Origin of the sequence: Gorillibacterium massiliense, from assembly GCF_000455485.1 — a bacterium.
In the GTDB taxonomy this organism is placed as follows: Bacteria; Bacillota; Bacilli; order Paenibacillales; family NBRC-103111; genus Gorillibacterium; species Gorillibacterium massiliense.
This window is the reverse complement of sequence record NZ_CBQR020000146.1, coordinates 112078-138408: the sequence shown is the minus strand read 5'-3', so window position 1 is coordinate 138408 and position 26331 is coordinate 112078. Positions and strand designations below refer to the sequence as shown.

At 52.1% G+C, this 26331-nt stretch carries 26 protein-coding genes; 10 read left to right on the top strand and 16 right to left on the bottom strand.

All coding sequences use genetic code 11. The annotated features are described in order from the left end of the window. Nucleotides 1-283: 283 nt before the first annotated feature. Nucleotides 284-1768 (bottom strand): glutamate synthase subunit beta, encoded by a 1485-nt coding sequence (locus TJ79_RS20165; protein WP_040952127.1) that lies wholly within the window; start codon nucleotides 1766-1768, stop codon nucleotides 284-286. 15 nt (nucleotides 1769-1783) lie between these two features. Further along, complete coding sequence (gltB, locus tag TJ79_RS20160; protein WP_040952126.1) at nucleotides 1784-6379, bottom strand: glutamate synthase large subunit; 4596 nt, start codon at nucleotides 6377-6379, stop codon at nucleotides 1784-1786. Between the two features lie 348 nt (nucleotides 6380-6727). On the opposite strand from gltB, the gene TJ79_RS20155 reads away from it, so the two are divergent. After that, nucleotides 6728-7864 (top strand): UDP-N-acetylglucosamine--LPS N-acetylglucosamine transferase, encoded by a 1137-nt coding sequence (locus TJ79_RS20155; protein ID WP_040952125.1) that lies wholly within the window; start codon nucleotides 6728-6730, stop codon nucleotides 7862-7864. A 132-nt stretch (nucleotides 7865-7996) separates the two neighbouring features. On the opposite strand, the gene TJ79_RS20150 is transcribed toward TJ79_RS20155, so the two are convergent. Next, nucleotides 7997-8995 carry a YihY/virulence factor BrkB family protein gene (locus TJ79_RS20150; protein WP_238323085.1) on the bottom strand — a complete coding sequence of 333 codons (999 nt, stop codon included), beginning with the start codon at nucleotides 8993-8995 and terminating at the stop codon, nucleotides 7997-7999. A 232-nt stretch (nucleotides 8996-9227) separates the two neighbouring features. On the opposite strand from TJ79_RS20150, the gene TJ79_RS20145 reads away from it, so the two are divergent. The 5 genes from TJ79_RS20145 (at nucleotide 9228) to TJ79_RS20125 (ending at nucleotide 14960) form a co-directional block, all read left to right on the top strand. Beyond that, the gene (locus TJ79_RS20145; protein ID WP_052339795.1) at nucleotides 9228-10406 is read left to right on the top strand and encodes an MGDG synthase family glycosyltransferase; all 1179 of its coding nucleotides are present in this window, start codon (nucleotides 9228-9230) and stop codon (nucleotides 10404-10406) included. Nucleotides 10407-10466: 60 nt separating this feature from the next. Next, nucleotides 10467-11756 (top strand): polysaccharide deacetylase family protein, encoded by a 1290-nt coding sequence (locus TJ79_RS20140; protein ID WP_081757029.1) that lies wholly within the window; start codon nucleotides 10467-10469, stop codon nucleotides 11754-11756. A gap of 192 nt (nucleotides 11757-11948) precedes the next feature. Then, nucleotides 11949-12662, top strand: a complete 714-nt coding sequence (locus TJ79_RS20135; RefSeq protein WP_040952124.1) for an oxidoreductase — start codon at nucleotides 11949-11951, stop codon at nucleotides 12660-12662. Then, nucleotides 12659-13375 carry a thiamine diphosphokinase gene (locus TJ79_RS20130; RefSeq protein ID WP_238323084.1) on the top strand — a complete coding sequence of 239 codons (717 nt, stop codon included), beginning with the start codon at nucleotides 12659-12661 and terminating at the stop codon, nucleotides 13373-13375. Before TJ79_RS20135 ends, TJ79_RS20130 begins: the two co-directional genes overlap by 4 nt. Nucleotides 13376-13427: 52 nt before the next feature. After that, the gene (locus tag TJ79_RS20125; RefSeq protein WP_040952123.1) at nucleotides 13428-14960 is read left to right on the top strand and encodes a PASTA domain-containing protein; all 1533 of its coding nucleotides are present in this window, start codon (nucleotides 13428-13430) and stop codon (nucleotides 14958-14960) included. Nucleotides 14961-15024: 64 nt separating this feature from the next. Here TJ79_RS20125 and TJ79_RS20120 read toward each other — a convergent pair whose 3' ends face one another. Both TJ79_RS20120 and cls read right to left on the bottom strand, forming a co-directional pair. Beyond that, nucleotides 15025-15318, bottom strand: coding sequence for a hypothetical protein (locus tag TJ79_RS20120; RefSeq protein ID WP_040952155.1), 294 nt, complete (start codon nucleotides 15316-15318; stop codon nucleotides 15025-15027). A gap of 53 nt (nucleotides 15319-15371) precedes the next feature. Continuing rightward, nucleotides 15372-16808, bottom strand: coding sequence for a cardiolipin synthase (gene cls / locus TJ79_RS20115; protein WP_040952154.1), 1437 nt, complete (start codon nucleotides 16806-16808; stop codon nucleotides 15372-15374). Between the two features lie 189 nt (nucleotides 16809-16997). On the opposite strand from cls, the gene TJ79_RS20110 reads away from it, so the two are divergent. Then, nucleotides 16998-17255, top strand: a complete 258-nt coding sequence (locus TJ79_RS20110; protein WP_040952153.1) for a GlsB/YeaQ/YmgE family stress response membrane protein — start codon at nucleotides 16998-17000, stop codon at nucleotides 17253-17255. Nucleotides 17256-17286: 31 nt separating this feature from the next. Beyond that, nucleotides 17287-17613, top strand: coding sequence for a YtxH domain-containing protein (locus tag TJ79_RS20105; protein ID WP_052339793.1), 327 nt, complete (start codon nucleotides 17287-17289; stop codon nucleotides 17611-17613). Between the two features lie 210 nt (nucleotides 17614-17823). Here TJ79_RS20105 and TJ79_RS26200 read toward each other — a convergent pair whose 3' ends face one another. The 5 genes from TJ79_RS26200 to TJ79_RS26195 all read right to left on the bottom strand — a co-directional run bounded on the left by TJ79_RS26200 (nucleotide 17824) and on the right by TJ79_RS26195 (nucleotide 20517). Further along, nucleotides 17824-18138 carry a hypothetical protein gene (locus TJ79_RS26200; protein ID WP_155987969.1) on the bottom strand — a complete coding sequence of 105 codons (315 nt, stop codon included), beginning with the start codon at nucleotides 18136-18138 and terminating at the stop codon, nucleotides 17824-17826. A 225-nt stretch (nucleotides 18139-18363) separates the two neighbouring features. Next, entirely contained in the window at nucleotides 18364-19134 is a 771-nt protein-coding gene (locus TJ79_RS20095; RefSeq protein ID WP_040952122.1) for a sigma-70 family RNA polymerase sigma factor, read from the bottom strand. After that, complete coding sequence (rsbW, locus tag TJ79_RS20090; RefSeq protein WP_040952121.1) at nucleotides 19131-19580, bottom strand: anti-sigma B factor RsbW; 450 nt, start codon at nucleotides 19578-19580, stop codon at nucleotides 19131-19133. The genes TJ79_RS20095 and rsbW (TJ79_RS20090) overlap by 4 nt, the downstream gene beginning before the upstream one ends. Next, the gene (locus TJ79_RS20085) at nucleotides 19577-19936 is read right to left on the bottom strand and encodes an STAS domain-containing protein (protein WP_040952120.1); all 360 of its coding nucleotides are present in this window, start codon (nucleotides 19934-19936) and stop codon (nucleotides 19577-19579) included. Before TJ79_RS20085 ends, rsbW (TJ79_RS20090) begins: the two co-directional genes overlap by 4 nt. Before the next feature lie 122 nt (nucleotides 19937-20058). Continuing rightward, nucleotides 20059-20517, bottom strand: coding sequence for a DUF948 domain-containing protein (locus tag TJ79_RS26195; protein WP_052339791.1), 459 nt, complete (start codon nucleotides 20515-20517; stop codon nucleotides 20059-20061). Between the two features lie 149 nt (nucleotides 20518-20666). Between TJ79_RS26195 and TJ79_RS20075 the strand changes: the two genes are divergently transcribed. Continuing rightward, nucleotides 20667-21113 (top strand): Dps family protein, encoded by a 447-nt coding sequence (locus TJ79_RS20075; RefSeq protein ID WP_040952119.1) that lies wholly within the window; start codon nucleotides 20667-20669, stop codon nucleotides 21111-21113. Nucleotides 21114-21162: 49 nt separating this feature from the next. Here the strand turns inward: TJ79_RS20075 and rsbW (TJ79_RS20070) are convergent, their stop codons facing one another. From rsbW (TJ79_RS20070) to TJ79_RS20060, 3 genes are all read right to left on the bottom strand, one after another. Next, nucleotides 21163-21630, bottom strand: coding sequence for an anti-sigma B factor RsbW (gene rsbW / locus TJ79_RS20070; protein ID WP_052339790.1), 468 nt, complete (start codon nucleotides 21628-21630; stop codon nucleotides 21163-21165). After that, nucleotides 21627-21980 carry an STAS domain-containing protein gene (locus tag TJ79_RS20065; RefSeq protein ID WP_040952118.1) on the bottom strand — a complete coding sequence of 118 codons (354 nt, stop codon included), beginning with the start codon at nucleotides 21978-21980 and terminating at the stop codon, nucleotides 21627-21629. The genes rsbW (TJ79_RS20070) and TJ79_RS20065 overlap by 4 nt, the downstream gene beginning before the upstream one ends. 325 nt (nucleotides 21981-22305) lie before the next feature. Continuing rightward, complete coding sequence (locus TJ79_RS20060) at nucleotides 22306-22830, bottom strand: hypothetical protein (RefSeq protein WP_040952117.1); 525 nt, start codon at nucleotides 22828-22830, stop codon at nucleotides 22306-22308. Between the two features lie 180 nt (nucleotides 22831-23010). On the opposite strand from TJ79_RS20060, the gene TJ79_RS20055 reads away from it, so the two are divergent. Then, nucleotides 23011-23805, top strand: coding sequence for an SDR family oxidoreductase (locus tag TJ79_RS20055; protein WP_040952116.1), 795 nt, complete (start codon nucleotides 23011-23013; stop codon nucleotides 23803-23805). A 78-nt stretch (nucleotides 23806-23883) separates the two neighbouring features. Here the strand turns inward: TJ79_RS20055 and TJ79_RS20050 are convergent, their stop codons facing one another. The 3 genes from TJ79_RS20050 to TJ79_RS20040 form a co-directional block, all read right to left on the bottom strand. After that, nucleotides 23884-25083: a glucose-1-phosphate adenylyltransferase gene (locus TJ79_RS20050; protein WP_052339789.1), complete on the bottom strand. Its 1200-nt coding sequence runs from the start codon at nucleotides 25081-25083 to the stop codon at nucleotides 23884-23886. Nucleotides 25084-25203: 120 nt separating this feature from the next. Next, a complete protein-coding gene (locus TJ79_RS20045) occupies nucleotides 25204-25437 on the bottom strand; it encodes a hypothetical protein (protein ID WP_040952115.1) in 234 nt (77 codons plus the stop codon). A gap of 31 nt (nucleotides 25438-25468) precedes the next feature. Next, complete coding sequence (locus TJ79_RS20040; protein WP_040952114.1) at nucleotides 25469-26311, bottom strand: CheR family methyltransferase; 843 nt, start codon at nucleotides 26309-26311, stop codon at nucleotides 25469-25471. Between the last annotated feature and the right edge of the window lie 20 nt (nucleotides 26312-26331).

Below are 26331 nucleotides of genomic sequence, written 5' to 3'. Positions count from 1 at the left end.
CCGAAGTCTGGCCAATCCCCGTCATTTTTTGGTTCAGCATTTCGCCCAGTGACTAAACCGAAAAGCACTTTGTTGAACACTTTGTTGAATATCGATCATATTGTTAATTATAGTGAGGAGGATTATATAACATCAATAATCAGAATCGATTCAAAATGTTCATTATTGAACACTCGGATCCCCTTTTGTTGAACGATGAATCTTTAACAATAAAAAACGCACCTGCCGCCGGATTCAACTCCGACGGCGATGCGTATGAAATAACATCCTTCGTTCCTATACGTTACGGCAGATTGCTCGCTCCCATCAGGTAGCGGTCAACCTCCCGGGCGGCGGCGCGGCCTTCATTGATCGCCCAAACCACCAGGCTTTGCCCGCGGCGCATGTCGCCAGCTGCAAAAACACCCGGTACGCTGGTAGCGAACTTGTCGTATGCCGCTTTGGCGTTGCTGCGCTCGTCGCGCTCAACCCCAAGCTGTTCCAGCACGGTGTTTTCCGGTCCGGTGAAGCCCATGGCCAGCAGCACGAGCTGCGCGGGAATGATCTTCTCGCTGCCCGGTACTTCTACCGGAATCATGCGGCCGGAATCGTCCCGTTTCCATTCGATTTCAACGGTCAGCAGTTCCTTCACGTGGCCGTTATCATCGCCGATAAAGTGCTTGGTGTTGACCAGATAGCGGCGAGGATCAGCACCGTACTTGGCGGCAGCTTCTTCCTGGCCGTAATCCATTTTGTAAACCTTCGGCCATTCCGGCCAAGGATTGTTCGCCGCACGCACGTCCGGCGCCTTCGGCATGATTTCCAGTTGGATCACGCTGTTGCAGCCGTGGCGGATGGAGGTGCCGACACAGTCAGTGCCGGTGTCCCCGCCGCCGATCACGACGACATCCTTGCCTTTAGCGGAAATGTAGCTGCCGTCCTCGTGATTGGAATCCAGCAGACTCTTTGTATTGGCTTTGAGGAATTCCATCGCCAGATGGATGCCTTTAAACTCCCGGCCTTCGATACGTAGATCCCGGCCGGCAGTGGCTCCGCCGCATAGAACGACAGCATCGAACTCCCGCTTCAACTGATCGGCGGGAATATCCTTGCCGATTTCCGTGTTGGTTACGAAAGTAACGCCTTCGGCGGTGAGCAAGTCGACACGGCGCTGAATGACTGTCTTTTCCAGCTTCATGTTGGGGATGCCGTACATCAACAGTCCACCCACCCGGTCAGCCCGTTCATAGACGGTGACGGTGTGTCCCGCTTTGTTCAACTGGGCGGCAGCCGCCAGTCCCGAGGGACCAGAACCGACGACGGCTACCTTTTTACCTGTGCGGTTTTTAGGAGGCTCGGGTACGATCCAGCCTTCTTCAAACCCTTTATCGACGATGGAGCGCTCGATGGTTTTGATCGTAATCGGCTGGCCGTTCAAGCCTGCCGTACAGGAGCCTTCGCAGGGAGCGGGGCAAACCCGTCCGGTGAATTCCGGGAAGTTGTTTGTTTTATGCAAACGGTTGAGTGCTTCCCGCCACTGGCCGCGATAGACCAGATCGTTCCATTCCGGAATCAGGTTGTTGACCGGACATCCGGAAGCCATCCCTGCAATCAAAGTTCCGGAATGGCAGAAGGGAATCCCGCAATCCATGCAGCGAGCGCCTTGAACCTGCAGCTTATCTTCCGGCAGATGCTCGTGAAATTCCCGGTAATGCTTGACCCTGAGGAGAGGATCTTCTTCTTTAGGGACTTCGCGCTTATATTCCAAGAAACCTGTTGGCTTTCCCATTGTTCTTCTCCTCCCCTAGTTGCCGCTGACGCGCGACACGTCGCTCATATTTTCTTCAAAGGCGACCATGACTGCCTCGTCGTTGCTAAGCCCGGCTCGCTTGCCTTTTTCGATGGCTTCGAACATCCGCTTGTAATCCTTGGGGATGACCTTCACGAAGTTGAACACTTCATCTTCCCAATTTTCCAAAATACGATGGGCCACGGTGCTGCTGGTAAATTTGAAATGATTCCGGATCAGGCTCCGGACTTCATTGATCTCGAAAGAGTCTTCCAACTGCTCCAGATGAACCATCTCTTGGTTCACTCTGTTTTTGAATTTGCCGTCCACGTCATACACATAAGCGATACCGCCCGACATGCCTGCGGCGAAATTACGCCCGGTCTTGCCAAGCACGACCACACGGCCGCCGGTCATGTACTCGCAACCGTGATCGCCGACGCCTTCCACGACAGCGCGGACGCCGGAGTTGCGGACGCAGAAGCGCTCGCCGGCGCGACCGCGAATGTAAGCTTCGCCGTCAGTTGCGCCATATAAGCCGACGTTGCCGATAATGATGTTCTCTTCCGGAACGAACCCGGCCAGCTTCGACGGGAAGACGATCACTTTGCCGCCGGAGAGGCCCTTACCGATGTAGTCGTTGGCGTCCCCTTCCAAGGAGAGAGTGATACCCTTCGGCACGAAAGCTCCGAAGCTTTGTCCGGCAGAGCCGTTGAAGTGCAGGCGGATCGTATCCGCCGGCAAGCCTTCCGCCCCGTACATACGGGTCACTTCGCTGCCAAGGATCGTGCCGACAACGCGGTTGACGTTGCGGATCGACATGATGGCATGGACGTGCTCGCCGTTTTCCAGAGCCGGTTTACATGCGGCCAGCAGCTTCGTAACGTCGAGGGAACGGTCCAGACCATGATCCTGGCTTTCGCTGCAGAAGCGACCGACGGATTCATCTACCTCAGGCTGATACAAGAGGGGCGATAGGTCGATTCCTTTGGCTTTCCAGTGGCTGACTGCCTTTTTCGGTTCCAAAACATCGGTACGGCCTACCATCTCTTCGATGGTGCGGAAGCCGAGCTCCGCCATGTATTCCCTTACTTCCTGGGCGATGAAGGTCATCAGATTGACGACATGCTGCGGGTCGCCGGCGAATCGCTTGCGCAGCTCAGGATTCTGGGTCGCTACGCCTACCGGACAGGTGTCCATGTGGCACACGCGCATCATCACGCAGCCAAGGCTGATGAGCGGGGTGGTGGCGAAGCCGAATTCCTCGGCGCCGAGAAGCGCCGCTACGATTACGTCCCTGCCGGTGAGCAGCTTGCCGTCGGTTTCGACGGTGATGCGGCTGCGCAGGTTGTTTAGCACCAGCGTCTGATGGGTCTCGGCAAGGCCCAGCTCCCAAGGCAGTCCGGCGTGGCGGATACTGGTTTGCGGCGATGCGCCCGTTCCGCCTTCATAGCCGGAAATCAGGACGACATCGGCCTTACCCTTGGCGACGCCGGCAGCGATGGTGCCGACGCCGACTTCGGAGACCAGCTTGACGCTGATCCGCGCCCGCGGATTGGCATTTTTCAAATCGTGGATCAGTTCCGCCAGATCCTCGATGGAATAGATATCGTGATGCGGAGGAGGCGATATCAAGCCTACGCCGGGGGTAACGCCCCGGACTTCAGCTACCCAGGGATAAACCTTGCGGCCCGGCAGTTGTCCGCCTTCACCCGGTTTCGCGCCTTGCGCCATCTTGATTTGGATTTCGTCCGCATTCACCAGGTAATTGCTGGTAACGCCAAAGCGGCCGGAAGCCACTTGCTTGATGGCACTGCGTCGCAAATCGCCGTTGGCGTCCGGAGTAAACCGGTTCGGATGCTCGCCGCCCTCGCCGGTGTTGCTCTTGCCGCCGATGCGGTTCATCGCGATAGCCAGCGCTTCGTGGGCTTCCTGGCTGATGGAGCCGAAGGACATCGCACCGGTCTTGAAACGTTTGAATATCGATTCGATCGGCTCGACATCGTCGATGGCAATCGGAAGACGGTCTTCCTTGAACTCCAGCAGAGCCCGAAGGTTGAACTTTCTCTCCGACTCCCGTTGAATGAGCTTGACGAACCGCTTGTACTCATTGTAGTTGCCGCTGCGAACCGCCGTTTGCAGAGCATGGATCGATTCCGGAGAATACAGATGCTCTTCCGAGTTCGCCCGGAATTGCAGCTCGCCGCCGGCATCCAGAACCGGATCGACGCCTTCCAGAGGCGAATAAGCCCGGTTGTGACGCAGGGCGACTTCCTGGGATACGACATCGAGGCCAATGCCCTCAATACGGGAAGGCGTCCAGGTGAAGTATTTGTCGATCAGCGCTTTTTTCAAGCCGACGGCTTCAAAAATTTGCGCACCGCGGTAGCTCTGGATCGTGGAAATGCCCATCCGCGCCAGCACCTTCACGACACCTTTGGTTGCAGCTTTCATGTAGTTGTATTGCGCTTTTTCAGAGGAAATGCCGGTCAGTTGGTTCCGAGCAATCATGTCATCCAACGTTTCGAAGGCGAGATAAGGATTGATCGCTCCCGCTCCGTAACCGATGAGCAGGGAGAAGTGGTGCACTTCCCGAGGCTCGCCGGATTCCACAACCAAGCCGACTTTCGTCCGGGTACCTTGCCGGATCAAATGATGATGCAAACCGGCGGTAGCAAGAAGCGCTGGTATCGGCGAATGCTCCGCATCCATAGAACGATCCGAAAGGATCAGAATAGTGGCGCCGCCGGCAATGGCTTCATCCGCTTCCGCGAAGATCTGCTCCATCCGCTCTTCAAGACCGTCCTCACCTGCAGCGGCCGGATAGACGATGGAAAGCGTTACTGCCCTAAAGCCTTCTGCGCTGAAAAATTTCAATTTCGCCAACTCTTCGTTGGATAAAATTGGGGACTTGATGCGGATTTGGCGGCAGCTCTCCGGCAACGGATCAATCAAATTGCCTTCAGCCCCGATGGTTGTTTCCTGGGCGGTAATGATCTCTTCAAAGTTCGCGTCAATAGGCGGATTGGTTACCTGTGCGAACAGCTGCTTGAAATAGTTGTATAAAAGCTGCGGTTTATCGGAGAGAACGGCAAGCGGCGCGTCATATCCCATAGAGCCGATGGGGTCCACTCCGTTTTTCGCCATCGGTTCGAGAAACTTTCGCAGCGTTTCGAAATTGTAGCCGAAAGCCATTTGGCGCTGCATAACGGTAGCTGAGTCGGCTGCGGCAACTTGCGGAGCGGCCGGCAGGTCATCCAGGCTGACGAGATTCTTATCGAGCCATTCCTGATAAGGATGCTCGCCCGTGATGCGCTCCTTGATTTCCTCATCCGAAACGATGCGGCCTTCCTTGGTATCCACCAGCAGCATGCGTCCAGGCTGAAGACGGTCCTTGCGGACGATGTTGTCCGGAGCTATATCCATGACGCCGACTTCCGAAGCCAGCACGATCAGATCATCCGACGTTACATAATAACGGGCGGGGCGAAGGCCATTGCGGTCCAACACGGCACCGATCATCCGGCCGTCAGTGAAGGAAATGGCAGCCGGTCCGTCCCATGGCTCCATCAGACAGCTGTGGTATTGATAAAAAGCGCGCTTTGCCGGATCCATGGTTTCATGCTTGGACCAAGGCTCGGGAATCATCATCATTGCGGCATGCGGCAAAGAACGGCCCGTCAGCGTCAAAAACTCCAAAACGTTATCGAAAATTTGCGAATCGCTTCCATCCTCTTCTATTAAAGGAAGCAGCTTTTTGAAATCGTCTCCGAAGAGGTCGGTTTCACAGAGTGCCTGGCGCGTACGCATCCAGTTCACATTGCCACGCAAAGTATTGATTTCGCCGTTGTGAATCATATAGCGGTAAGGGTGTGCGCGTTCCCAACTGGGGAAGGTGTTGGTACTAAAGCGGGAGTGAACGAGGGCGAGAGCCGATTCGACTTCGGGGTTCTGCAGTTCGATATAATACGAGTCTACTTGCTCAGGAGTAAGCATGCCTTTGTAAACGATGGTGCGGCTGGATAGGCTGGAGTAATAAAAACTTTCGGCGCCTTCCAGTTGACGGATGGCGTGTTCCGTTCTTTTGCGGATCACATACAGCTTCCGTTCAAAGGCCAATTCGTCATTTTGCTTCAGTACTCCTGCGCCAACAAACAATTGGCGGACAAAAGGCTCGGTTTTCCTGGCGGTTTCTCCAAGGGTTGAATTGTCAACCGGCACGTTCCTCCAACCAAGCACGACCTGGTCTTCTTCCCGAACGATCGATTCCACGATGCGTTCACAGGCTTCACGAACAGCTTCAGCGGCGGGCATATACAACATGCCGACTCCAAAGCGGCCAGGTTCCGGCAGGCTGATCCCCTGCTCCTTGCACGCTTTGTTCAGGAAGGCATGGGGAATCTGCATTAAGATTCCTGCACCATCGCCGGTGTTTGATTCACTTCCCTGACCGCCGCGATGATCCAGGTTACAGAGGACCTGGAGCGCCTGACGGACGATACGATGAGAAGGTGTTCCCTTGATGTGGGCGACGAACCCGATGCCACAGGCATCGTGCTCAAACTGGGGATCGTATAGTCCCTGTTTTGTAGGCATTCCATTCGTTCTCATACATGCGCAACCTTTCTTCTAAAAAATGTCTTGAAAAAATATTTTCCCCATTTTAACATCCGTCCCACTAGATATCAATTTAAAATATTCGAATTGCCGAATAAATCTTCCGGTTTTTTGCTGAAATGTCCGTTTCTTCGTTGATTTTCTTAAAACTGCCTTCCCCCCTTAAGAAGGATAAAACTTTTTTGTATAGCGGCAAAGAAAATGTTAAGATAACAATATTTCGCATCTTGACGGTATGAGTGCATTTCCGTTATCCAATCTTTCTGGTATCATATATATATGTATGCCCATTGGTTCCCTGCTTGAAGAAGTGGGATTAGATATAAGGCTAGGTGAATGACCATGAGAAAAAAGAGAGTCCTTCTTCTATCCGAGGGATTCGGTACAGGCCATACGCAGGCAGCCCATGCGATTTCCATTGGCCTTCGCCGGCATTCTTCCATGGTGCGAACGCGGGTCATGGAACTGGGAGCCTTTCAGCATCCCACAATCGCACCCTTGATTTACTCCGCATACCGGAAGACCCTCATCTCTCAACCGAAGCTGTACGCCAAACTTTATAAGCATCAATACAATAAATCGCTCAATCCCATCGCTTCCATGGCCTTGCACCGGATTTTCTACAACAGTACGGAAGAAATCATCCGTCAATTGAAGCCCGATGTCATCGTCTGCACCCATCCTTTCCCAAGCAAAGTGGTGTCCCGGCTGAAACGCTCCGGTTTGACTACGCCGCTGTGTACGGTGATTACGGACTATGACGCCCATGGGACATGGGTGGACACCGGGGTCAACAAATACCTGGTATCCACGGACGATGTCCGGGAGAAGCTGATCGAAAAAGGCATCGCCCCGGAGGTCATCCAGGTGACAGGCATTCCCGTTCACCCCGATTTTTACGGGCAATCGGACAAAGCGGCAATCCGCACCCAGTTTCAATTGAAAGAAATGCCCACCGTTCTCTTTATGGGAGGGGGCTGGGGGCTGATCAACAACGAAGAACTGATGTTTCATGCCAACCAGTACCGGGAACAGGTCCAGCTTATTTATTGTCTGGGCAGCAACGAGAAGCATTTGCAGAAATTGATGGAGGACCCCCGTATGCAGCACCCCAATATCCGGCTCTTGGGCTATACCCGGGATATTGGAAAGCTGATGGAGGTTTCCGACATTCTCGTAACGAAACCCGGCGGTATGACCTGCACCGAAGGAATGGCAAAAGGAATCCCGATGCTGTTCTACGCCCCGCTGCCCGGACAAGAGGAAGAGAATCTTCATTATTTTGTGGGTAACGGGCACGGAGAAGCCATTAAAGACTTGGAAACCATTGACGACTGGTTCCAGAAGCTGATCGAGGAATATCCCGAATTCGTCAACAATCGCAATCTCCTGCTCAAGGAACGGTCGAAAATCAACCCGGATATTTGCTCCGAGGCGATTATCGACTTCATCAACAGCACCGAGATTACCGCCCAATAACCAAGGATAAACGGCTGACGCCGTCCATACTGGACGTGCGACGTTTACCGTAGTGGAATCAGGTTAAGTGTAAAAAATATATACTTTCTGATGTAGGAAAAAGCCGCGCCAGCGGCTTTTTTGATGTAGAGATTATCCCCCCATCGGATGGTGCGTTCGGCGGGTGGATGATCCAGCACCGGTATGAGCATCGGCTTCCTTTCTATAGAGGGGCTTGATCACAGCCGGAGCACTTTCGGGATTGCCCTTCATCTTCTCCCGCAGGAACGGGATCTGCTCCAACGCGAATTTTTTCCCGAGCGGTTTAGCCAACCCATGACAGTCAAAGTGCAGAGTAGCGTTGATTTCTCCGCCTAACACAACAAAGATGCTGCTCATATAGAGCCAGGTTAGAAGAACGATGATGCCGCCTAAGCTGCCGTACGTTTTCGAATAGTTTCCGAAGTGATTGACATAGAAAGAAAATAACGCCGACGTGACGATCCAGCCGATGGTGCTGAACGCGGCGCCGGGCAGTACTTCTTTGAATTTCAGACGAATATTGGGAATATACTTGTACAAAAGGGTAAACACCAATGCCATGACCAAAAGGGGAATCGCGTATTGGGCGATGCTCCACAGCGGATCAAAGCTGACGGGCTCATGCAGGAAGTAAAACAGACGTTCTCCGATCCACTTGCCGAATATCAGCATGCCGAAGGTCATCACAATCGCGATCGCCAGCAGCAGGGTAGCCGCAAGGGAAATCCCCTTCGTTTTCCAATACGGCCTGTTTTCCGGTTGATCATATGCTTTATTGATGGCTTTCATCACGGCATCCACTCCTTTGGACGCCGACCAAATGGTGCCGATCATCCCGATGGACAAGAGTGCCGAGCTTCTGCTCCTTTCAATCTCATCCAGCACGGAAACAATGGTCGAATGGGAAGCTTGCGGCATAACGGATGTAATACCCGAAATGATGCTAGCCGTTGAGAGAGAGGTTGAGCTGATAATCGAGACGAGAAAGATTAGGAAAGGAAAAAACGAAAGGATCAAATAATACGTCAACTGAGCGCTCAGCGCCGGTACTTCGTCATCCTGAAAACGGCCATATAAGTTTTGAGCAAATCGTATTCCTTTGCGTTTCACGATGGTCCCTCCATCCGCTTGAGCCAAAAGCCGCTCGTTTTGATCCTTCTACTTACCCCCTTTGCCCCGGCTGAATCAGGCTAGGAACAATCCCAGACCTAAGGCTGGCGACAAAATTGAACTTTTTTATAAAAATCTAAGGTAGAGCGGCTCCGTTTCGTTTACAATAGAAATTGAAGCCTGAGGACTGGCCATACGGCTGCCAACCATCGGATCAAAGGGGTGTACGAAAATGGCTTCGTTACAAAAAAAGAAAATACTCATCCTGTGCGGTGATCTGGGCGACGGGCATATTCAGGCAGCTAGCGCCATTAAACAGGCGGCAAAACTGCATGATCCGGAAGTCGATGCGGAAGTGGTCAATTTCTCCGTGGTCACTCATCCCAAATTGCACAATGTGGGAAAATATTGTTATACCCAGTGGATCACCAAATTTCCACTCATGTACGGGTACCTATTTCAAAAGACAAGAGACGAAAACGCCTTTTCCCACCTATTTAAAAAATTGAAGTTTTATACCTTGAGCCGGCTTGTCCGCCTTCTGGAAGACGTGCGTCCGGATGTCATCGTCAGCACATTTCCCGGGGCAGCCGCCGGCATCTCCATGCTGAAGGAGAACGGACTGACCGATCTGCCGACGGTCACGGTTATCACGGATCATACGGACCACAGCTACTGGTTGCATCCCTACACCGACCGTTACATAGTCGCCTCGGGTCATGTGCGCGATGCTCTGATCCGTCACGGCGTCCCTTTCGAGCAAATCTCCGTAACCGGCATCCCCATACGCTCGCAATTCAGCGCCAAGCTGAACCGGGATGCCCTGCGCGCCAAGCATAATCTTGACCCGTCCGTTCCTGTCGTGCTGGTAATGGGCGGAGGGTTTGGGCTAATCGCAAAAGAGTGTTTCTCTACTTTGTTCTCAGATGATATACTTAAGACAATGCAATTTATCATTATTTGCGGCCGCAACGAGAAGCTGCGCCTGCAGCTTGAAGCCGACACGGCTCCCTACCGGGACCGGATTACGTTGAAGGGCTATGTGGATGATATCCACGAATGGATGGCTTTGGCCGATTTGGCTATCACCAAACCGGGAGGGCTCACCTCCTCGGAAGCCATCGCCCTCAAGCTGCCGATGCTTCTCTACAAGCCGCTGCCCGGACAAGAGAAAGACAACGCCTCTTATTTGATTAAGGAAGGCGTCGCGCTGGAAGCCAAATCCGACACGGAGTTGGTCGGTCACCTTCAGGCTCTTCTGAAGAACCCCGACAGCTTGATCCAACTCAAGGAAAACGCTGCCAGATTGGAAAATTCTCAAGCGGCCTATCTTGCCTTGGACGCGATATTGCATACGGAAAGCGTGGAGCTGCCCCATGACCTGCGCCCGGCTGTCTACGCGCGGGCATAAGCACTGCGGCTATTCGCCTTTCCTCATCTTATTGTATTGGTTAAGGAGGACACTGGGCTCATGAAAGAAAAGCTGCTTTGGGGGAGCTTGATCTTCCTCATGGTGTATATGCTGCTTCCGTGGATCCTCACCCGTATGCTAGGTCTCGGAGTGTACCGCAAAGGCGGAAAAGGGCAAATCGCTCTTACCTTCGATGACGGGCCGGATCCCGAATATACCCCGAAGCTGCTGGATCTGCTGAAGGAACACAGCATAAAAGCGACCTTTTTCGTTCTCGGAGCGAAAGCGGAACGAAATCCGGAACTGATTAAACGGATCCACGACGAAGGACACCAAATTGGTGTCCATAATTACGTCCACTTCAGCAATTGGCTGATGACCCCCTGGCGCGTCAAAAAGTATCACGTAAACCGGTCAGCGGACATAGTGGAATCGATAACCGGAGTTCGACCGACTTATTATCGGCCGCCTTGGGGGATCATCAACATTTTCGATTTCTTCCTCAAGGGACAGTATCAGATCGTGCTATGGTCTGTCATGGCTCATGACTGGAGCAGCCGGGTCGGCCGCACCGACCTGAAACAGCGGCTTACCGCCGAAGTGACGGACGGCTCCATTATCCTGCTGCATGACAGCGGCCAAACCCTTGGCGCGGATCAAGATGCTCCTTCCTACATGCTGCAGGCGCTTAGCGAGGTGCTGGAGGAGTTCAAGCAGAAACAGTTAAGTTTTGTCCGGGTAGATGAAATGATGAACAGAAGCCGCAAGGAAGCCGATAGCCGTGGCAACATTTTCAAACGCGGACTTGTTACCGTCTTTATGTTATGGGAGAAACTGTTTATCAAAATCTTCGGCATCATCCCGGTCGATCCGGAGAATACCTTTCTCCAGATCCGTCTTCGGGAATACCACGGCTCGTCCATGGTTCTGGGCGACGGTGTCCGCATCGAAAAAGGCGATTTGGTCGCAGAGATGCATCTGAACAACGACACCTTATACCAGTTGGGCCGAACCAGCCGTAATGCCGTGCATCTGGCAATCCAAATGATCCGCCGCACCGAACAGATCTTACCGCAAATCGCCACCCTTTTTAAATCCGATCCTGGATATAAAGATGTGAAGGGCTTGTACGGCGTCAGCTTGATCAACCGTGGACTAGAGCATTTAGGCTTTACGGTGCTGGATCTGCCCAAGGGACCCTTCTCCTTTTTCACCAAGATATACTTGCGTTTCCTGATGTACGTCGTTCATTCTCAAGGAAGAACGCGGTTGAAGCAAAAAACGGAGCTATTGGTTCCGAAAATCATCTGCATCTCCGCTCAGGAATTGGAGAACCGTTACGCGGCATAATCCTCCGCAATCACCCGCATATAAAGGCAGCCAATCGTCAACGGTGACGACGAGAGCTGCCTTTTTGCTTTTATTATAACTTCAGCGGCCGTTGACCCCCCACTGGATTTCTTGCCCGGTTCGATTTATGCTGTTAGGTAGAGGTATCCCTGCTCTCGCTTAAGGGGGGAGCAGGCAGAAAGGAAGAGATTCATGCATAATGAAGTTGGCAAAGGCGGGGAAAAAAGTGCTCTCCTGCTAGGTGCGTCCGGCCTCGTAGGGAATCACCTGCTGCAGGCGCTCCTCGCCGATGAGGATTACGGCAAGGTTGCGGTTCTTGTCCGCAGACCCCTTGCAATCAGCCATCCTCGACTGACCGTTGTTGAAACCGATTTTGACAACCTGGACAGCGCCAGTGAGTATTTTGCCGTGGACGACGTCTTTTGCTGCTTGGGAACCACCATTAAGAAAGCCGGGAGCCAGATTGCCTTCTCCAAAGTGGATTTGGAGTACCCACTGGCCGCCGCCCGTTTGGCAGCGTGGCAGGATGTCCGTTCGTTTCACGCCGTTTCTTCCCTTGGAGCCGATGCTAAATCGCGGATTTTCTACAGCCGTACCAAAGGCTTGATGGAAGCGGGCTTGAAGCAATCCGGAATCCCTTCCGTTCACATCTACCGCCCGTCACTGCTTCTCGGCAAGCGGAAGGAGCATCGTCCGGGGGAAGAAACGGCGGCTGTCGTCAGCCGCAGGCTCCCGTTCCTGTTCAGCGGCCCCTTCCGGGCATATAAACCGATACCTGCGGAAACGGTAGCAAAGGCGATGCTGGCCGGCGCGCAGGATCCCGAGATTGGCTTTCATACCCACCCCTCCAAAGAGCTGTTTCAAATGGCAGAGGGACTTTTAAAGGGAGATCGAATCCTTACATGATGACTCCATACACAAAAGAACATAAAGCAAGCCAGATCGAAACGAACACGGCAAAAAGATGGGATGGCCGAAGAGCGATCCTGTTTAGCGGCGGCAATTTAGGCGACTGGGCCCTCGCGGAAGTGAACCCTGGGGATTATTTGATCGGGGCCGACCGCGGAGCGCTTTTCCTGTTGCAAAATGGCCTCAAGCCTGACTTGTCCGTAGGCGACTTCGACTCCGTCACACCGGAAGAACTCGCTTTGGTTCGAGCAGGCAGCGCGAGCTACGAGGAATGCGATCCGGTACATAAAGATTTGACCGACACCGAAATGGCGATGGAGAGAGCCTTTGAGCTGAATCCGCCGCCCGCGGAGATCTTGCTTTTCGGCGCACTCGGCACCCGTTTCGACCATTCCCTCGCCAATGTGCACCTGCTGCTGAACGCGCTGAACCGCGGTATCCATGCCCGAATTATAGACAAGCATAATGAGCTTATCGTCTTAGCCGCCGGACAGACCGCAACGATCCGCCGCGGCAGATTTACCCACGTCTCCCTCCTTCCTCTCACCTTACAGGTGGCGGGAATTACTCTTGCCGGCTTCCAGTATCCGCTCTTCGACGCAGAGCTGACCATGGGACAATCCTTGGGCATCAGCAATGTGTTGGAAGACGAGATCGGAACAGTCACGACAAAAAGCGGTCTCATACTGATCATACAAAGCGCGGACTGACCGCGTCAGCCCGTATCGAATGGAATGCAATGCCAAGAAAGGATGATGTCTCATGAATCCGAATCCGGGAAATCGCTACATGGCCCGCTCCCAGTCCATTCCCGTCTCCCTCGGGACCTTGTGCTATGGGGAAGACCTTGCCCTGAACCGGGAGGTTATTTTGTACACCGTGGAAAACCACGTCCGGAGTTCGGAGGATGATTTTGTCCAGCGTTTACGGAAGGCCTCCTCTTTTGCAAAAGAAGGCTTTCTGCATATTCTTGACACCTCCTTCTCCGCTTTTTCAACCCAGGTGGTTTTTCAACGCAAAACCGGTATCCCCTTGATCCATGATATCGATCAGAAACAATGGCCCTTTACACAGGCAGTCGCCATGGCTGCCGATTTGGCGGCGCACATGCTGGAAGCTGCAGAAGATGGCGTTACCGCCTACTCTGTAGAAGCCAATAATTTGTGGCTCAGCGACGAAGGGAAGCTCTCCGTCATCAATTACTGGGAAGAAGCCGCTTCTCACAAGCAGGGAGCCGCTGGGCTGTGTGGCCTTCTCCTACAGCTTCTCACCGGTTCTCCCCGCATCCCGGAACCCTTCGAAGCGATGGACGAGCCGGGTAAGCGCCTGATGCGTCTGAACGCGCCGGAGGAACATAAGCTGGTGCTCATTCGCTGGATCGAGCGTTCCTATCAGGGACAGGTAACCTTATCCGCTCTGGCTGCCGGCTTTCAGGATCTGCTGCTCCCTGGTGCCATCGGATTCCGCAAGCCGGATACCCAGCAGCAAATCAAGCCGCAGCGGCAGATCGCCCAGGAATGGTCGGAAAAGCAGCCGACTAGCATAGAGCAACCGGAAAAATATGATCGTTATGAATCCGACCGCTATGAAAAGCAAGACCGGTATGAAGCCGCACCAACTAGAACGGAAAGAGCGGATAGTTCCGACCGTTCGGAAAAACCCGGAAGCCCGGCGGCATACGAGAAATCATCGCCTTATGAGAAATCGTCATCATACGATTACGATTTGCCTTTTCCGGACCGCAGAAGAGAGAAGCCTAAAGCCGACGGCAAAAAGGCCGACGATGCCTATATCCGCAGACCTGTAGTCGATGACGATGAGGAGGAAGAGGATACCGGTACCTCACCTATCAAAAGAATCGTCATCATCCTGTCCATTATCATTGTCGCCGCATTCCTGATTTGGCTCTTCTGGCCCAAGCATGATGCAGCGCCTGATCTCCCATCTTCAAGCACATCCGTATCCTCCAACGCTCCCGGGCAAACGACTGCCCCTTCTGCCAAAGGGGACGCGGCGGCAAGTCCATCGCCTGCGGAAAGCGACAATGCGACGCAGTCAGACGACAACGGATCGGCACCGCCGAAAGAAGGCACGCCGATCCACGCACCGAATTTAACCGGGATGAGTTTGGAGGACGCGGGAAAACAAGCTATCGCCAACGGCCTCCACTATCAGTATTTCCTGGAACGCAACGCCGCTGAGAAGGATCAGGTGTTCAAGCAGGAGCCGGAAGCGGGAGCCGATATGAAGACAGGCGATCAAATCATCATCCATGTAAGCAAAGGGATGGATTAAATTCCGCTCACACGCAAAAAGGAGCCTGATGGACTCAAGTGCCATCAAGCTCCTTTTTATTCTTCTAAAGCAAATGAACGATCCGCACCACTTTGTCCGGATGGGCCAGCCGGATCACATGGTTGCCCTTATCGTAGGTAACCGTAGCCAAGCCGATCTCCATGACCGGATCCGCTCCCAGCGCATAGAACACGTCATCCGCAAGGGTCCGCAGGCATTCCGCCTTTTCATCGTCATTCAGGCCGCCCCAGTCCTCCGGTTCCATCCCCAGCGCCTCCTGAACGTCCTCCACATCCTGCAGCGCGCGGGTCAAATCATCCATAATCAGTGCATATTCCTTTGCAAATTTAACACCCATAATGACAGCCATCCTTTCCGGTTCCCCTGATTAACCTGCTTTCCCATGTTTCTTTACATCAAAGGAGAGAGCATGCGCGCCAGCACTTCCTTCATACGCTGGTAATTGGTCCGCTTGGCGAACTCCTCGGGTACAATCTCCTTGCAATTCCCCAGATCCTCTCCAAAATCATCCTCCAAATCCTGGATCGTCTTCTTGGCGAACATGACCGCATTGATTTCGAAGTTGTCAAAAAAGCTGCGCATATCCAGATTAGCCGTTCCGACGGTGCCGAGGGTTTCGTCGACGATCATGATTTTGGCGTGGATGAAGCCTCCTTGATACAGAAAGAAGCGGACGCCCGCTCTCATCAATTCTTCAATATACGCAAAAGACGCCCATTTGACAAGAATGTGATCGGAAATGCCCGGCAAAATCACCTTCACGTCAACTCCCGAAAGAGCAGCTGTCTTAATTGCCATGAGCAAGCTGGGATCAGGAATAAAGTATGGCGTCACGATGTGGATCCGCTGCACCGCCGTACTGATCGCGGCAAAATACAGCTCAAGGATGGTATCCCATTCCCCATCCGGTCCGCTGGACATGATCTGGACCCGCTCATCTCCGGTACATTTATGCTCGGGGTAGTACACGCTGTCCGTGAGCTTTTCCCCTTTTACGAATGCCCAATCGTTGATAAAGGTTTGCTGCAGAAAATAAACCGCATCCCCTTCCAGCCGCATATGCGTATCCCGCCAAAAGCCGAACTTCGGATTCCGCCCCAAATACTCGTCCCCAATATTGATGCCGCCCAAAAAGCCGACGGTGCCGTCGACGACGATGATTTTGCGATGATTCCGATAATTGAGCCTGCGCGTCAGGAAGGCATTCCGCAGCGGGAAAAAACAGCCGACCTTCACTCCCCCCTGCTGCAGTTCGGCGATATAGGCGGAGGGCAGCTTGTAGCATCCAAGGCCGTCAAACAAGAGACGAACTTCGACGCCTTCCTGGGCTTTACGGATCAGGATCTCTTTGACGGCGGTGCCGATGGTATCGGAGTGAATGATATAGTATTCCAAATGGATGTGATGGCGTGCCTGTTCCAGAGCCTTAAAAATAGCGTCGAAGGTTGCCGTCCCGTCCGAAAAAATCTCGGATTGGTTGCAGAGGGTGATCGGAGATTCGGGAAAGCTTTTTAGCAGGCTGAACAGCCGCTTTTGCTTCGCGATATCGATGTTATTCATCTCTTTGACGTTATTGGCCACCGCGATTTTATGCCTGGCGGCTTCCGGCAGCACATAACGGACACGGCTCCTTCCGTGGCGGCGCACATATCTCCGTTTTCGATATTCTCCGGCAATCATGTAATAAAGAAAAAAACCAATGACGGGAAACATAAAGATGATCAAAAGCCATGCCGTCGTTTTGGAAGGATTACGAAATTCCACAAGAAGAACGACACCTACCTGGATCACAAAAAGCAACATCGCGACAAGCAGCAGCCATACCAGCACAGAACGCCCCCCCATCGGCAGCAAGAACAAGATATATTGAAAACGGAATGTACGAGTTATTACCCTTTGCCTATTGGAAGAATCATCCTCACCCCAACCTTTGTTTCAAGGCACTGCGAGATGTGTACAATATGGTAGGATGCACACATCATCAGCAAGAATCAAAAGGGAGTGAATCGAGTGAGTCTGTTAGGCCTTATCGTCAGCATCATCATGGCCATCATCATCGGCTTCATCGGAGACGCATTGGTCCGCGCCGATATGCCCGGAGGTGTCCTCGGTTCCATGGTGGCAGGCTTTGTCGGTGCCTGGCTGGGCCACTTCCTCTTCGGTCACCTAGGCCCTGATATCGCCGGTTTTGCCATCATTCCGGCCATTATCGGCGCCGCTGTCGTCGTCTTTCTCGTGGGTCTCCTGTTCCGCGGAGTCCGCAACGCAAACTAAATCAACACCAATTGAAAAGGAGTGAATTGAAATGGCAAAAAGCAAAGGCATGATTTCCGGTTTTATCGTCGGCGGTGCAGTCGGCGCGGTTTCCGCGCTGCTTCTGGCACCTAAATCAGGCAAAGCGCTGCGCGAGGATGTCTCAAGCTGCGCCCGCAATATGGGTCATAAAACGTCGGAAGTGGCTGCCAATGTAGGGCAATATGCTTCGGACCTGGCAAAATCCGTAACGAACCAACTGCCGCGGGTAGTGTCCTCCGCATCCGATGCCGCTCAAGCCGTAAAAGAAGCTTCCGACGATGTAGCCGACACGGTTAAAGACAATTTGCGCTCCGCCATGAAAAACGATCACGAATAACCGCAAATTCCAAACCAGCCGGTTCCGAGGAACCGGCTGGTTCTTTGTGACGACCGACTTTTCTTAATCACAACCCGGTATCTCACGCTCCGCTTATTACCTTTATTGCCTGAAAGATTGCGGTTCATCCTTTACCGGATACGCCTGCACAAAAAAAACGGGCGGCAGCCCGTTCCCATCGCTTTCTGTACGCTTCCTTACATCAAACGTTTACCGCTCCAACTGGCTGTAAAACTGGTCGATGGGCATTCTCGCGCCCAAGTAAACGCTGATATCGATCCTCTCTTTGTTCGGCTTGGCAAAAAAACGCTCCTTGAAGTAATAACCTTTCTCCCGAGCAGCCGTATACATCTTGCAAAAGTTGTTTGCCGCACGTATTGCTTCTTCCTCTGTGGCATATCGTTCCAAAGCGTTCCCGGTACCTAAGGGATTGGATTTTGCCTGAATGGTCAAATCGAAAGACGTATCACTCGTTGCACAGACCAAAATGTCGCTGTCAAAGCACTCGATCCGATGCTTGATCATGATCCATACCGCCTTTCCGTTGATTTGTCTGTCAAAAGCCGATGTACTACTACTTACCCTTGCCCATCCCGGGAGAAACAAGGATTCCGCCAATTTTTCGAGTCTCTCCAAACCAACAAAAAAAGGAGTCTGGCGCCAGAGCGCCACACAATCGTGATTCACTCTATCGCCATCTCCTTATCTGAAGAAGCGCGTAGTATTCGGTTGGTCGGATTGGTCTTCTCATCAGCTTGTCTTCTTCTGATCGGCCAGCAATTCCTTCAGCTTCTCAAGAGCCCGCTTCTGGATGCGGGACACGCTCATCTGAGAGATACCGAGGGCTTGGGCGATCGCCCTTTGGGAATGTCCTCCGCTATAGGCCATATCCAATACCTTCTTTTCCTCGTCTTTCAAATAAACAAAAGCCTGCTGCAAGTCCATTCTCATTTCTACCGTATGGAAATCATCGCCCTCTCCGCCGATTAAATCGCCGATCGTAGCGCTGCCTTCGTCACTGGATAAAGGCGTATCCAGGGAAACGTAGTTATAGCACTCCCGACCCGCCAACACTTCGATGGTTTCTTCCTGAGACAACTCCAGGGCGGCTGCAATCTCATCGATGCTGGGGGAACGCTCCAGACGCATGGTCAACTCGTCGATGGTCACCTGGACCATGAGGCCTTTTTCTTTTATTCTCCGGGGCACCTGTATGTACCACGATTTATCCCGTAAATAATTCTTCATATGGCCGATGAGACTCTTCATCGCATACGCTTCAAAATGAATGCCCAGCGTACTGTCAAACTGCTTAAACAGACGAAGCAAAGACATCTGCCCCACCTGGTACAAGTCCTCGTAAAGATCCGGACGATTCCGCGACATCTTGCCTGCCGCCATCTTCACAAGAGGCTCGTATTCAAGCAGCAGCGTCGTAACGGTCTCCTCGGACTCGGTATTTTGATACTCGATGATTTTATGAATCATCTCCTGCTCATGCATCGTCTGATTCGACTTCATGCCATTTCCTCATTCCCTTGAAGGAACTTGGTAAGGACGACCTCAGTTCCTGTATCGGTATTGACCTGAACTTCATCCATCAGCGCTTGCATCATGTAGATACCCAACCCGCCGGCGCGAATTTCGCTCAAATCCTTATCGTGCAGAGACGTGGCGAGACGCTCTTTTTGCTCATAATCAAAGCTGCTTCCCTCATCCTTGACACTGATCTGAATCCCGGAGCCGGTATTTCTAAACTTCACTTCCATTCTTCCGGCTTCCCGGCCTTTATAGGCGTGAAGTACGGCGTTGTTGCACGCTTCGGCAACCGCCACCTTCATATCTTCAATATCCTCGTAAGAAAAACCCCACTTGGTCGATATTCCGTATAAGACCAGTCTGACAATATCCACAAAATTGGCGTCTGCAGGAAGAGTCAGAATGATTTCATGATTCTGGCGGTTCATATGATCTCTCCGTTCCTCTCTTGCTTTGATTCCATATTGTCTGTAACGAGATACTGGGTAATGCCCGTGAGCTCGAAAAGCCGGTTAATGGACGGCGGAATGTCTTCGACCCTGAAGGTTGCGTGGATGGAGTCTCTTTGCTTCAGGATCAAGATGATGATGCCGATGCCCGTGCTGTCGATGTAGGTCAACCCTTCCAGGTTCAGCACCAATTCCCGATCGCCCTGATTTATATAAGGTTCCAGATCCGCCCTCATTTCCGGAGCGACGGACAAATCCAACTCTCCGTGTAAGTAGATGGTGATGCGCTGGACGGTTACTTTTTTGGTGATGGCAAACTTTTTCTCCATGTTCATTTCATTATCCTCCTACGATTTGCATGCATTATCTTTTTACCCGACGGCCTTCTCGCTGAATCATGGGAAACGCTGTAAAAGGTCCTGCGCATGCTTCCCTTGTGCAAAAAGAAATCGCACGCCTAGTGACGCGCGACCTCACGTTCATTCATTCGGTGGAGTTTGACTCTTTTCCAAATATCATAGACGGAGCTGATCCAATTGATCGCTTTATAGACTTTCTTATCCGGCTCCTGCTTCTGCTCATGACTGAGGCTGTGATTGGCATTCACGGCGAAGCGGTTTGATGCTCTTCGGACGACGGAAGTAACGCCTTCCAAAGCATCCCCCACATTTTCCACCGTGCCAAAAAGGGAATCCAGCGACTTCATCTTCTGCCTTAGGTCCATCGTAATCTGGTTGGTATTGCGGATGAGACCCTTGACCTCTCCATTCACATCATTCAGATCCTTTTGCACATTCGAGATTGTCTGATTGGTCTCTTTCAGCGATTCCTGCAAGAGATGCAGTGTCCGAATCAAAAAGACCACTAGAGCCGCGAAAGCGAAAGCGATGATGGCGATGCTGATCTGCCAGATCATACTTGATCCCTCCTCAAGGCATAATCTCTCGTGCTGCTTCTATTTTTGTTACCCGATGGCACCCTATATGAAACAAACTTCACAATCAAATTCGGCAGATTTCGTTATAATAGTTTTGACAAGACTATAATTTTCAGGAGGCAGAAACCATGGCTGAAAAAAATGAAAAAGTTATCGCGGTACTGAATCAGCAAGTCGCAACCTGGACCGTTCTCTACACTAAGCTTCACAACTACCACTGGTTTGTTAAGGGCGAACTTTTCTTTGTCCTTCATCCAAAATTCGAAGAACTGTATGACGAAGCCACTGAAAACATGGATGCTACGGCAGAACGCGTCCTCACATTGGGCGGAGAACCCGTCGCTAAACTGACGGAAGCCCTGAAGCTCTCCGTAGTCGAAGAAGCCGCAGGCGGCGAAACGCCAAGGGAAATGGTCGCTACCTTGCTCGCCGATTACGAGAAAATGACCAAGGGACTGCATGAAGGCATCGAAATTGCAGAGGAAGCTGGCGACGCTGTAACGGCTGACTTCTTTACGCAAACCGCTGCTGTTTTGGAAAAACACTGCTGGATGCTGCGCGCTCACCTCGCATAATGCTCACAAAAAAATCCCGCCCGACTCCTTGCGAGTCCAGCGGGATTTTTCATATGCCTTGATATCCATTATGGCGCGATGCCGCCGTCTGCAAATATTTGATCAGAGTGACATGGGTGCCTTCGTCGTTGGTTACGACGACCTCATCCATAAGCGCCTGCATCAGATAGATGCCCAAGCCGCCGACGCTGATATCCGCCAATTCCTGCTGCGCGTTCGGCGCCAGATCAGCGGCTGGCTCTTCATAGGAAAAGCTTGTTCCGTGATCCCGGATGTGAATGGCTAATCCGTTCTCGCTCATTTCATAGGCAAGGTCGACGGTTCCCGTTTCTCCTTCCGGATAAGCGTGAAGGACGGCATTGTTGCAGGCTTCGGCAACGGCTACCTTCATATCTTCAATATCCTCGTAGGAAAAACCCATCTTGTTGGCGACCCCATACAGCGTCAGTCTTGCCAAATCAATATAATCGGCTGTTGCCGGTATGGCGAGCTTAATTGTTTGCTGCTCCTGCATCATGCCCCATCCGCCTTCGCCAGATTAGTCGAGTTTCTCACTGTAAGGAACTTGGAGATGCCCGTCAAGTCAAACAGCTTTTTGATCTTGGCCGGAACTTCATCCAAGGTGAAGCCGGCTTTCCCCTCAGCCCGCGCTTTAAGTATAAAAATGATAATACCCATACCCGTGCTGTCGATATAGGTAAGCTCGCTTAAGTTCAGCACCAGCGGTTTCGCAGATGGAATCAGCGGCTCCAGCACCGAACGAAATTGCGGTGCCACCGCCAGGTCAAGCTCGCCCCTTACAAAGACCGTAACGGCTTCTGTCGTCTCCTTGACCTGTGCTTCAAAATGATTGCGTTCCAAAACCATCACCCCGCAAATAAAAGATTTTCATAAACGGCCCCATATAAGTCTATAGCAATAGAATAACAAAAACCGACATTTTTTACACTACCGCACCGTTTCAAACGGCACCTGATCGTTTAAGGATCAAGTGAGCAACCATTCCTTCAGGAACAGGAGGTGCGGAAGATATGGAAACCCGTCGCAATGTGGATGTGGATACCCGGGACGCACTATATTTCCTTGTCCGTTATGTATTCCCCATGTTCTAAGAGAAAAGGACATGATCAAGAAAAACGCCTGGAGCCCGAAGCGGCTCCGGGTGTTTTTCTATACCGTTACAGACGAAAATTTACACGTTAGCCAGGCAATAATAATCGATGGAAACGATGCGCTTCTTTTCCGCATCCAGAAACACCTTCAACAAGAGCTCCCCTCTCTGGTAGACGAGCCCATCTTCTGCGATATAGTCCGGATCTCCTAATGCTTCACGAATAGAGGCCGGATCTATGGAGACAACGGTGCCTTCCACCTTAAAAGTGTCTGCTTCCGCGGGGATTGAAACACGTTCCACCGCCGTACCGCTAAACGTAACGCTCATATACCCGTAATCGTACGTTTCTGCATCCGGCTCAACGGTGTCGTGCTGAATGGCGAAGGGGACGCCTTTTTTATCCGCGACGCTCTGCCGATCATCCCCGAGGGTTACACCGTTTACAGAGCTTAAAAGGAGGGGTGTTTTGCGGTCTTCTTGATGGACGGTATGCATGACGGTTTCAGCTTGGGGAACGGCAGCCTCTTTCACTGTAAATTCTGCAAAAGGAACTCCGCCTAGGAGCATAGCGGCGATGAGGATAAAGCTTCCTGCTTTGATCACATGCATCACTCCCGTTAAATGCAAAATGGTGCCGGCCTTTCCCTTTTATTAACCATCCTTCCGCCTTTTGAACCATTCTCCCGCTGGATTGGATTGTCCTGGCATGATTCATCCTCCGGGCTTTCGGTTAAATTATGGATACTTTCAGCACAATTATATGATCGCTAAAGGAGGCGTTTTATGAACGCGGAGAAACCAGTAGCCGGAAAAATTGCCATCATCACAGGGGGAGGGTCGGGCATCGGGCGCGCCTCAGCCATTCTGTTGGCCCGTCAAGGCGCCAAAGTGTGCCTGCTCGACCGTACGCCGGAAAACGCCAAAGAGGTGCAGCAGCTGATTGTAGCGGAAGGCGGAGAGGCGTGCTATGTGGAGACGGACATCTCCGTGCCGGAAATGGTCGAGAAGGGCATGCGCCATGTGGTGGACCTGTGGGGACGGCTGGATATTGTCTTTGCCAATGCCGGGATCAACGGCACCCTCGCGCCCATCGAGGAAATGACGGTGCAAGATTGGGAAACTACCATGAACATCAACTTGAAAGGAACCTTTTTGACGGTAAAATACGCTGTTCCCTACCTAAAAAAGAACGGCGGCAGCATCATCATCACCAGTTCCATCAACGGAAACCGCGTCTTCTCCAATTTCGGCTTCACCGCATACAGCACCAGCAAGGCCGGTCAAGTCGCTTTCATGCAAATGGCCGCTCTCGAGTTGGCCAAATTTAAAATCCGGGTGAATGCCATCTGTCCCGGCGCCATCGAGACGAACATCGGAGAAAACACGAACTGGACCCCGGAAGTCGAGAAGATCACCATTCCTGTGGAGTTTCCAAAAGGCGACCAGCCTTTGCAAAAAGGTCCCGGTCAGCCCGAGCATGTCGCGGATTTAGTGCTCTTCCTGTCCAGTGACGCTTCCTCGCATATTACCGGCACTCCGATCTATATTGACGGAGCCGAATCCTTGCTGCATGGGTAACAAGACAATCATAAAAAAGCGCCCCCGCGATTCCTCGCGAGCGGCGCTTTTTCGTTATCCCTATATGCCAAACGTTCATCATCCGATCCGTTCCAGCAGAACTTTGTTTTTCGGGACGAAAATTTTCGGCAGCTTGTCGGCATCTTTATAGACCACTTCGCCTTCTCCGACGACCGAAATCGATTCTCCTTCAAAATCCCCGACGACCGCCCCATCGCGGACAACGGTACCTTCGCCGATGATCGCCTTATGCACCACGGCGTTCTTTCCGATTTTCACGCCGGGCATGATAATGCTGTCGCGGATCAGGCTTCCCTCTCCGATCTCCACATTGCAGAAGACGACGGAATGATCAACTACGCCAAATATGGAACAGCCCTCATTGATCATCGACTGGCTAATTTGCGCGCTAGGTGCAATGTATTGGGAAGCGGGGTTGCCACAATTGGTATAGAGCGGCCAATCCATATTGTTCAAAACCATTCGCCCGTCCTTCTCCAGCAAATCCATATGGGACTCCCACAGACTGTCTACGGTGCCCACATCCTTCCAATAGCCTTTAAACGGATAAGCGAATAATTTCGCGCCTTGTTGGAGCATGCCGGGGATAATGTTTTTCCCGAAATCATTGCTCGATTCCAAATCATTCTCGTCTTGGGTTAAGTAGGATTTCAATACCTGCCAATTAAAAATATAAATGCCCATGGAGGCAAGATTACTCTCGGGTTTCGCCGGTTTTTCCACGAAATCCTTCACTCGGTTGCCGTGGTCGATATTCATGATGCCGAAGCGACTGGCTTCTTCCCATTTTACCTGGATAACGGAAATAGTGGCTTCCGCTTGGTTCATCTTATGGAACTCCAGCATTTCCCGGTAATCCATGTTGTAAATATGATCACCGGAGATGATCAAAACGTACTCCGGCTCATATTGCTCAATAAACGAGATGTTTTGGTAAACGGCATTAGCCGTGCCCTTGTACCAATTCATTTTATTGTTTTCCATCTTAGGCGCGAGCATGGTGACGCCGCCTTCTTCCCGATTCAAATCCCAGGGATCTCCCGCTCCGATATGATCGTGAAGAGTCATCGGCTGGTATTGGGTGAGAACGCCGACTGTGTCGATGCCCGAGTTGGTGCAGTTGCTTAACGTAAAATCGATGATCCGGTATTTTCCGCCGAAGTGCACGGCAGGTTTGGCCGTATTCGTTGTCAATACGCCAAGTCTCCGGCCTTCTCCACCGGCTAGAAGCATTGCCACGCATTCCGTTTGCTTCATTGTGCGATCACCTTTCATTTGTTTATTTTGCGGCCGGCAGGATAAGCAAAGCACCTTATTGCATGCTCGTCTTAAGCGTACGGAAATAACGATTCCAAGCCGTTTGTAGGCTCTTGCCGCCTATCCGCAAATGTTGTAATAGGTAATTACACGGCTCGTCCAGCCTTGAAACAAGGGGGCGCGGTTTGAAGTCGTAACGTTTTTGTTAAAAAAGCAGGAAAACACATGGGATAAGGCGTGTTTCAAGCCGCCCGGACAGTCCGCTGATCCTTCCTTAGTATGGCGTTTGACCCGATCCTCTATGCCCTTCTCCGCAGAGAGGCTCCCCTTGACAGTCACGCGCGTCATTTCCATAAGAAAAGCCACCCGGAAGGATGGCTTTGGTTTATCTGACTTTACGGTAAAGCTTCTCATGGGGCAAAATCGTCTCGTAGCAATCCGCACGGGCGATGAAATTAATCGATTCCCGATTGCCCAAGCCCAATACGCCACCTACGGCTAGGCTGTCGTAAAACAGCTCGTGGACCCGGTCCTGCAAGGTTTTGTTGAAATAAATCAAAACATTCCGGCAAAAAATAACATGAAACTCATTGAAGCTCTGGTCGGTAGCCAGGTTATGTTGGGCGAACACGACGTTTTCCAGAAAACGGGGGTGGAAGACGGCATGTTCGTTTTTAACCGTGTAATATTCGGAAAATTCTTCTTTACCGCCGGAAAGCAAATAGTTCCGGGTATACTCCCGCATTTTCCGCAGATGAAAGACGCCTGTCCGCGCCTGTTCCAGCGCTTCCTCGTTCATGTCCGTGGCATAGAGGCGCGCCCGCTCCAAAAGCCCCTCCTCTTCCAGCAGGATAGCCATGGACAGCACCTCTTCGCCGGTAGAGCAGCCCGCGTGCCAAAACCGGATAGACGGAAGCTGCCGAAGCCGGGGAGCGCATTCCTTGCGGAATACCGCAAACAACTCCGGGTCGCGGAACATCTCCGTGACGCTCACCGATAGGCTGGACATCAGCTCCGCCATGCTGGCGGGATCATGCAGAACCCGGTCCTGCAAAGCGGAAATGGAGCCGAGCCCCCAGGTGTTAACCCGGTGCCAGAGCCGGCGGCGGATAGAGGAAGCCGCATAATTGCGGAAATCATACCCGTAATGCCGGTATATCCCCTCAAGCAACAGCTCGATTTCTATCCGTTCCCTCTCTTCGTCGCAGCTAGACGGAGAAATCTGCATTTTCCACCAACCCCTCTTTG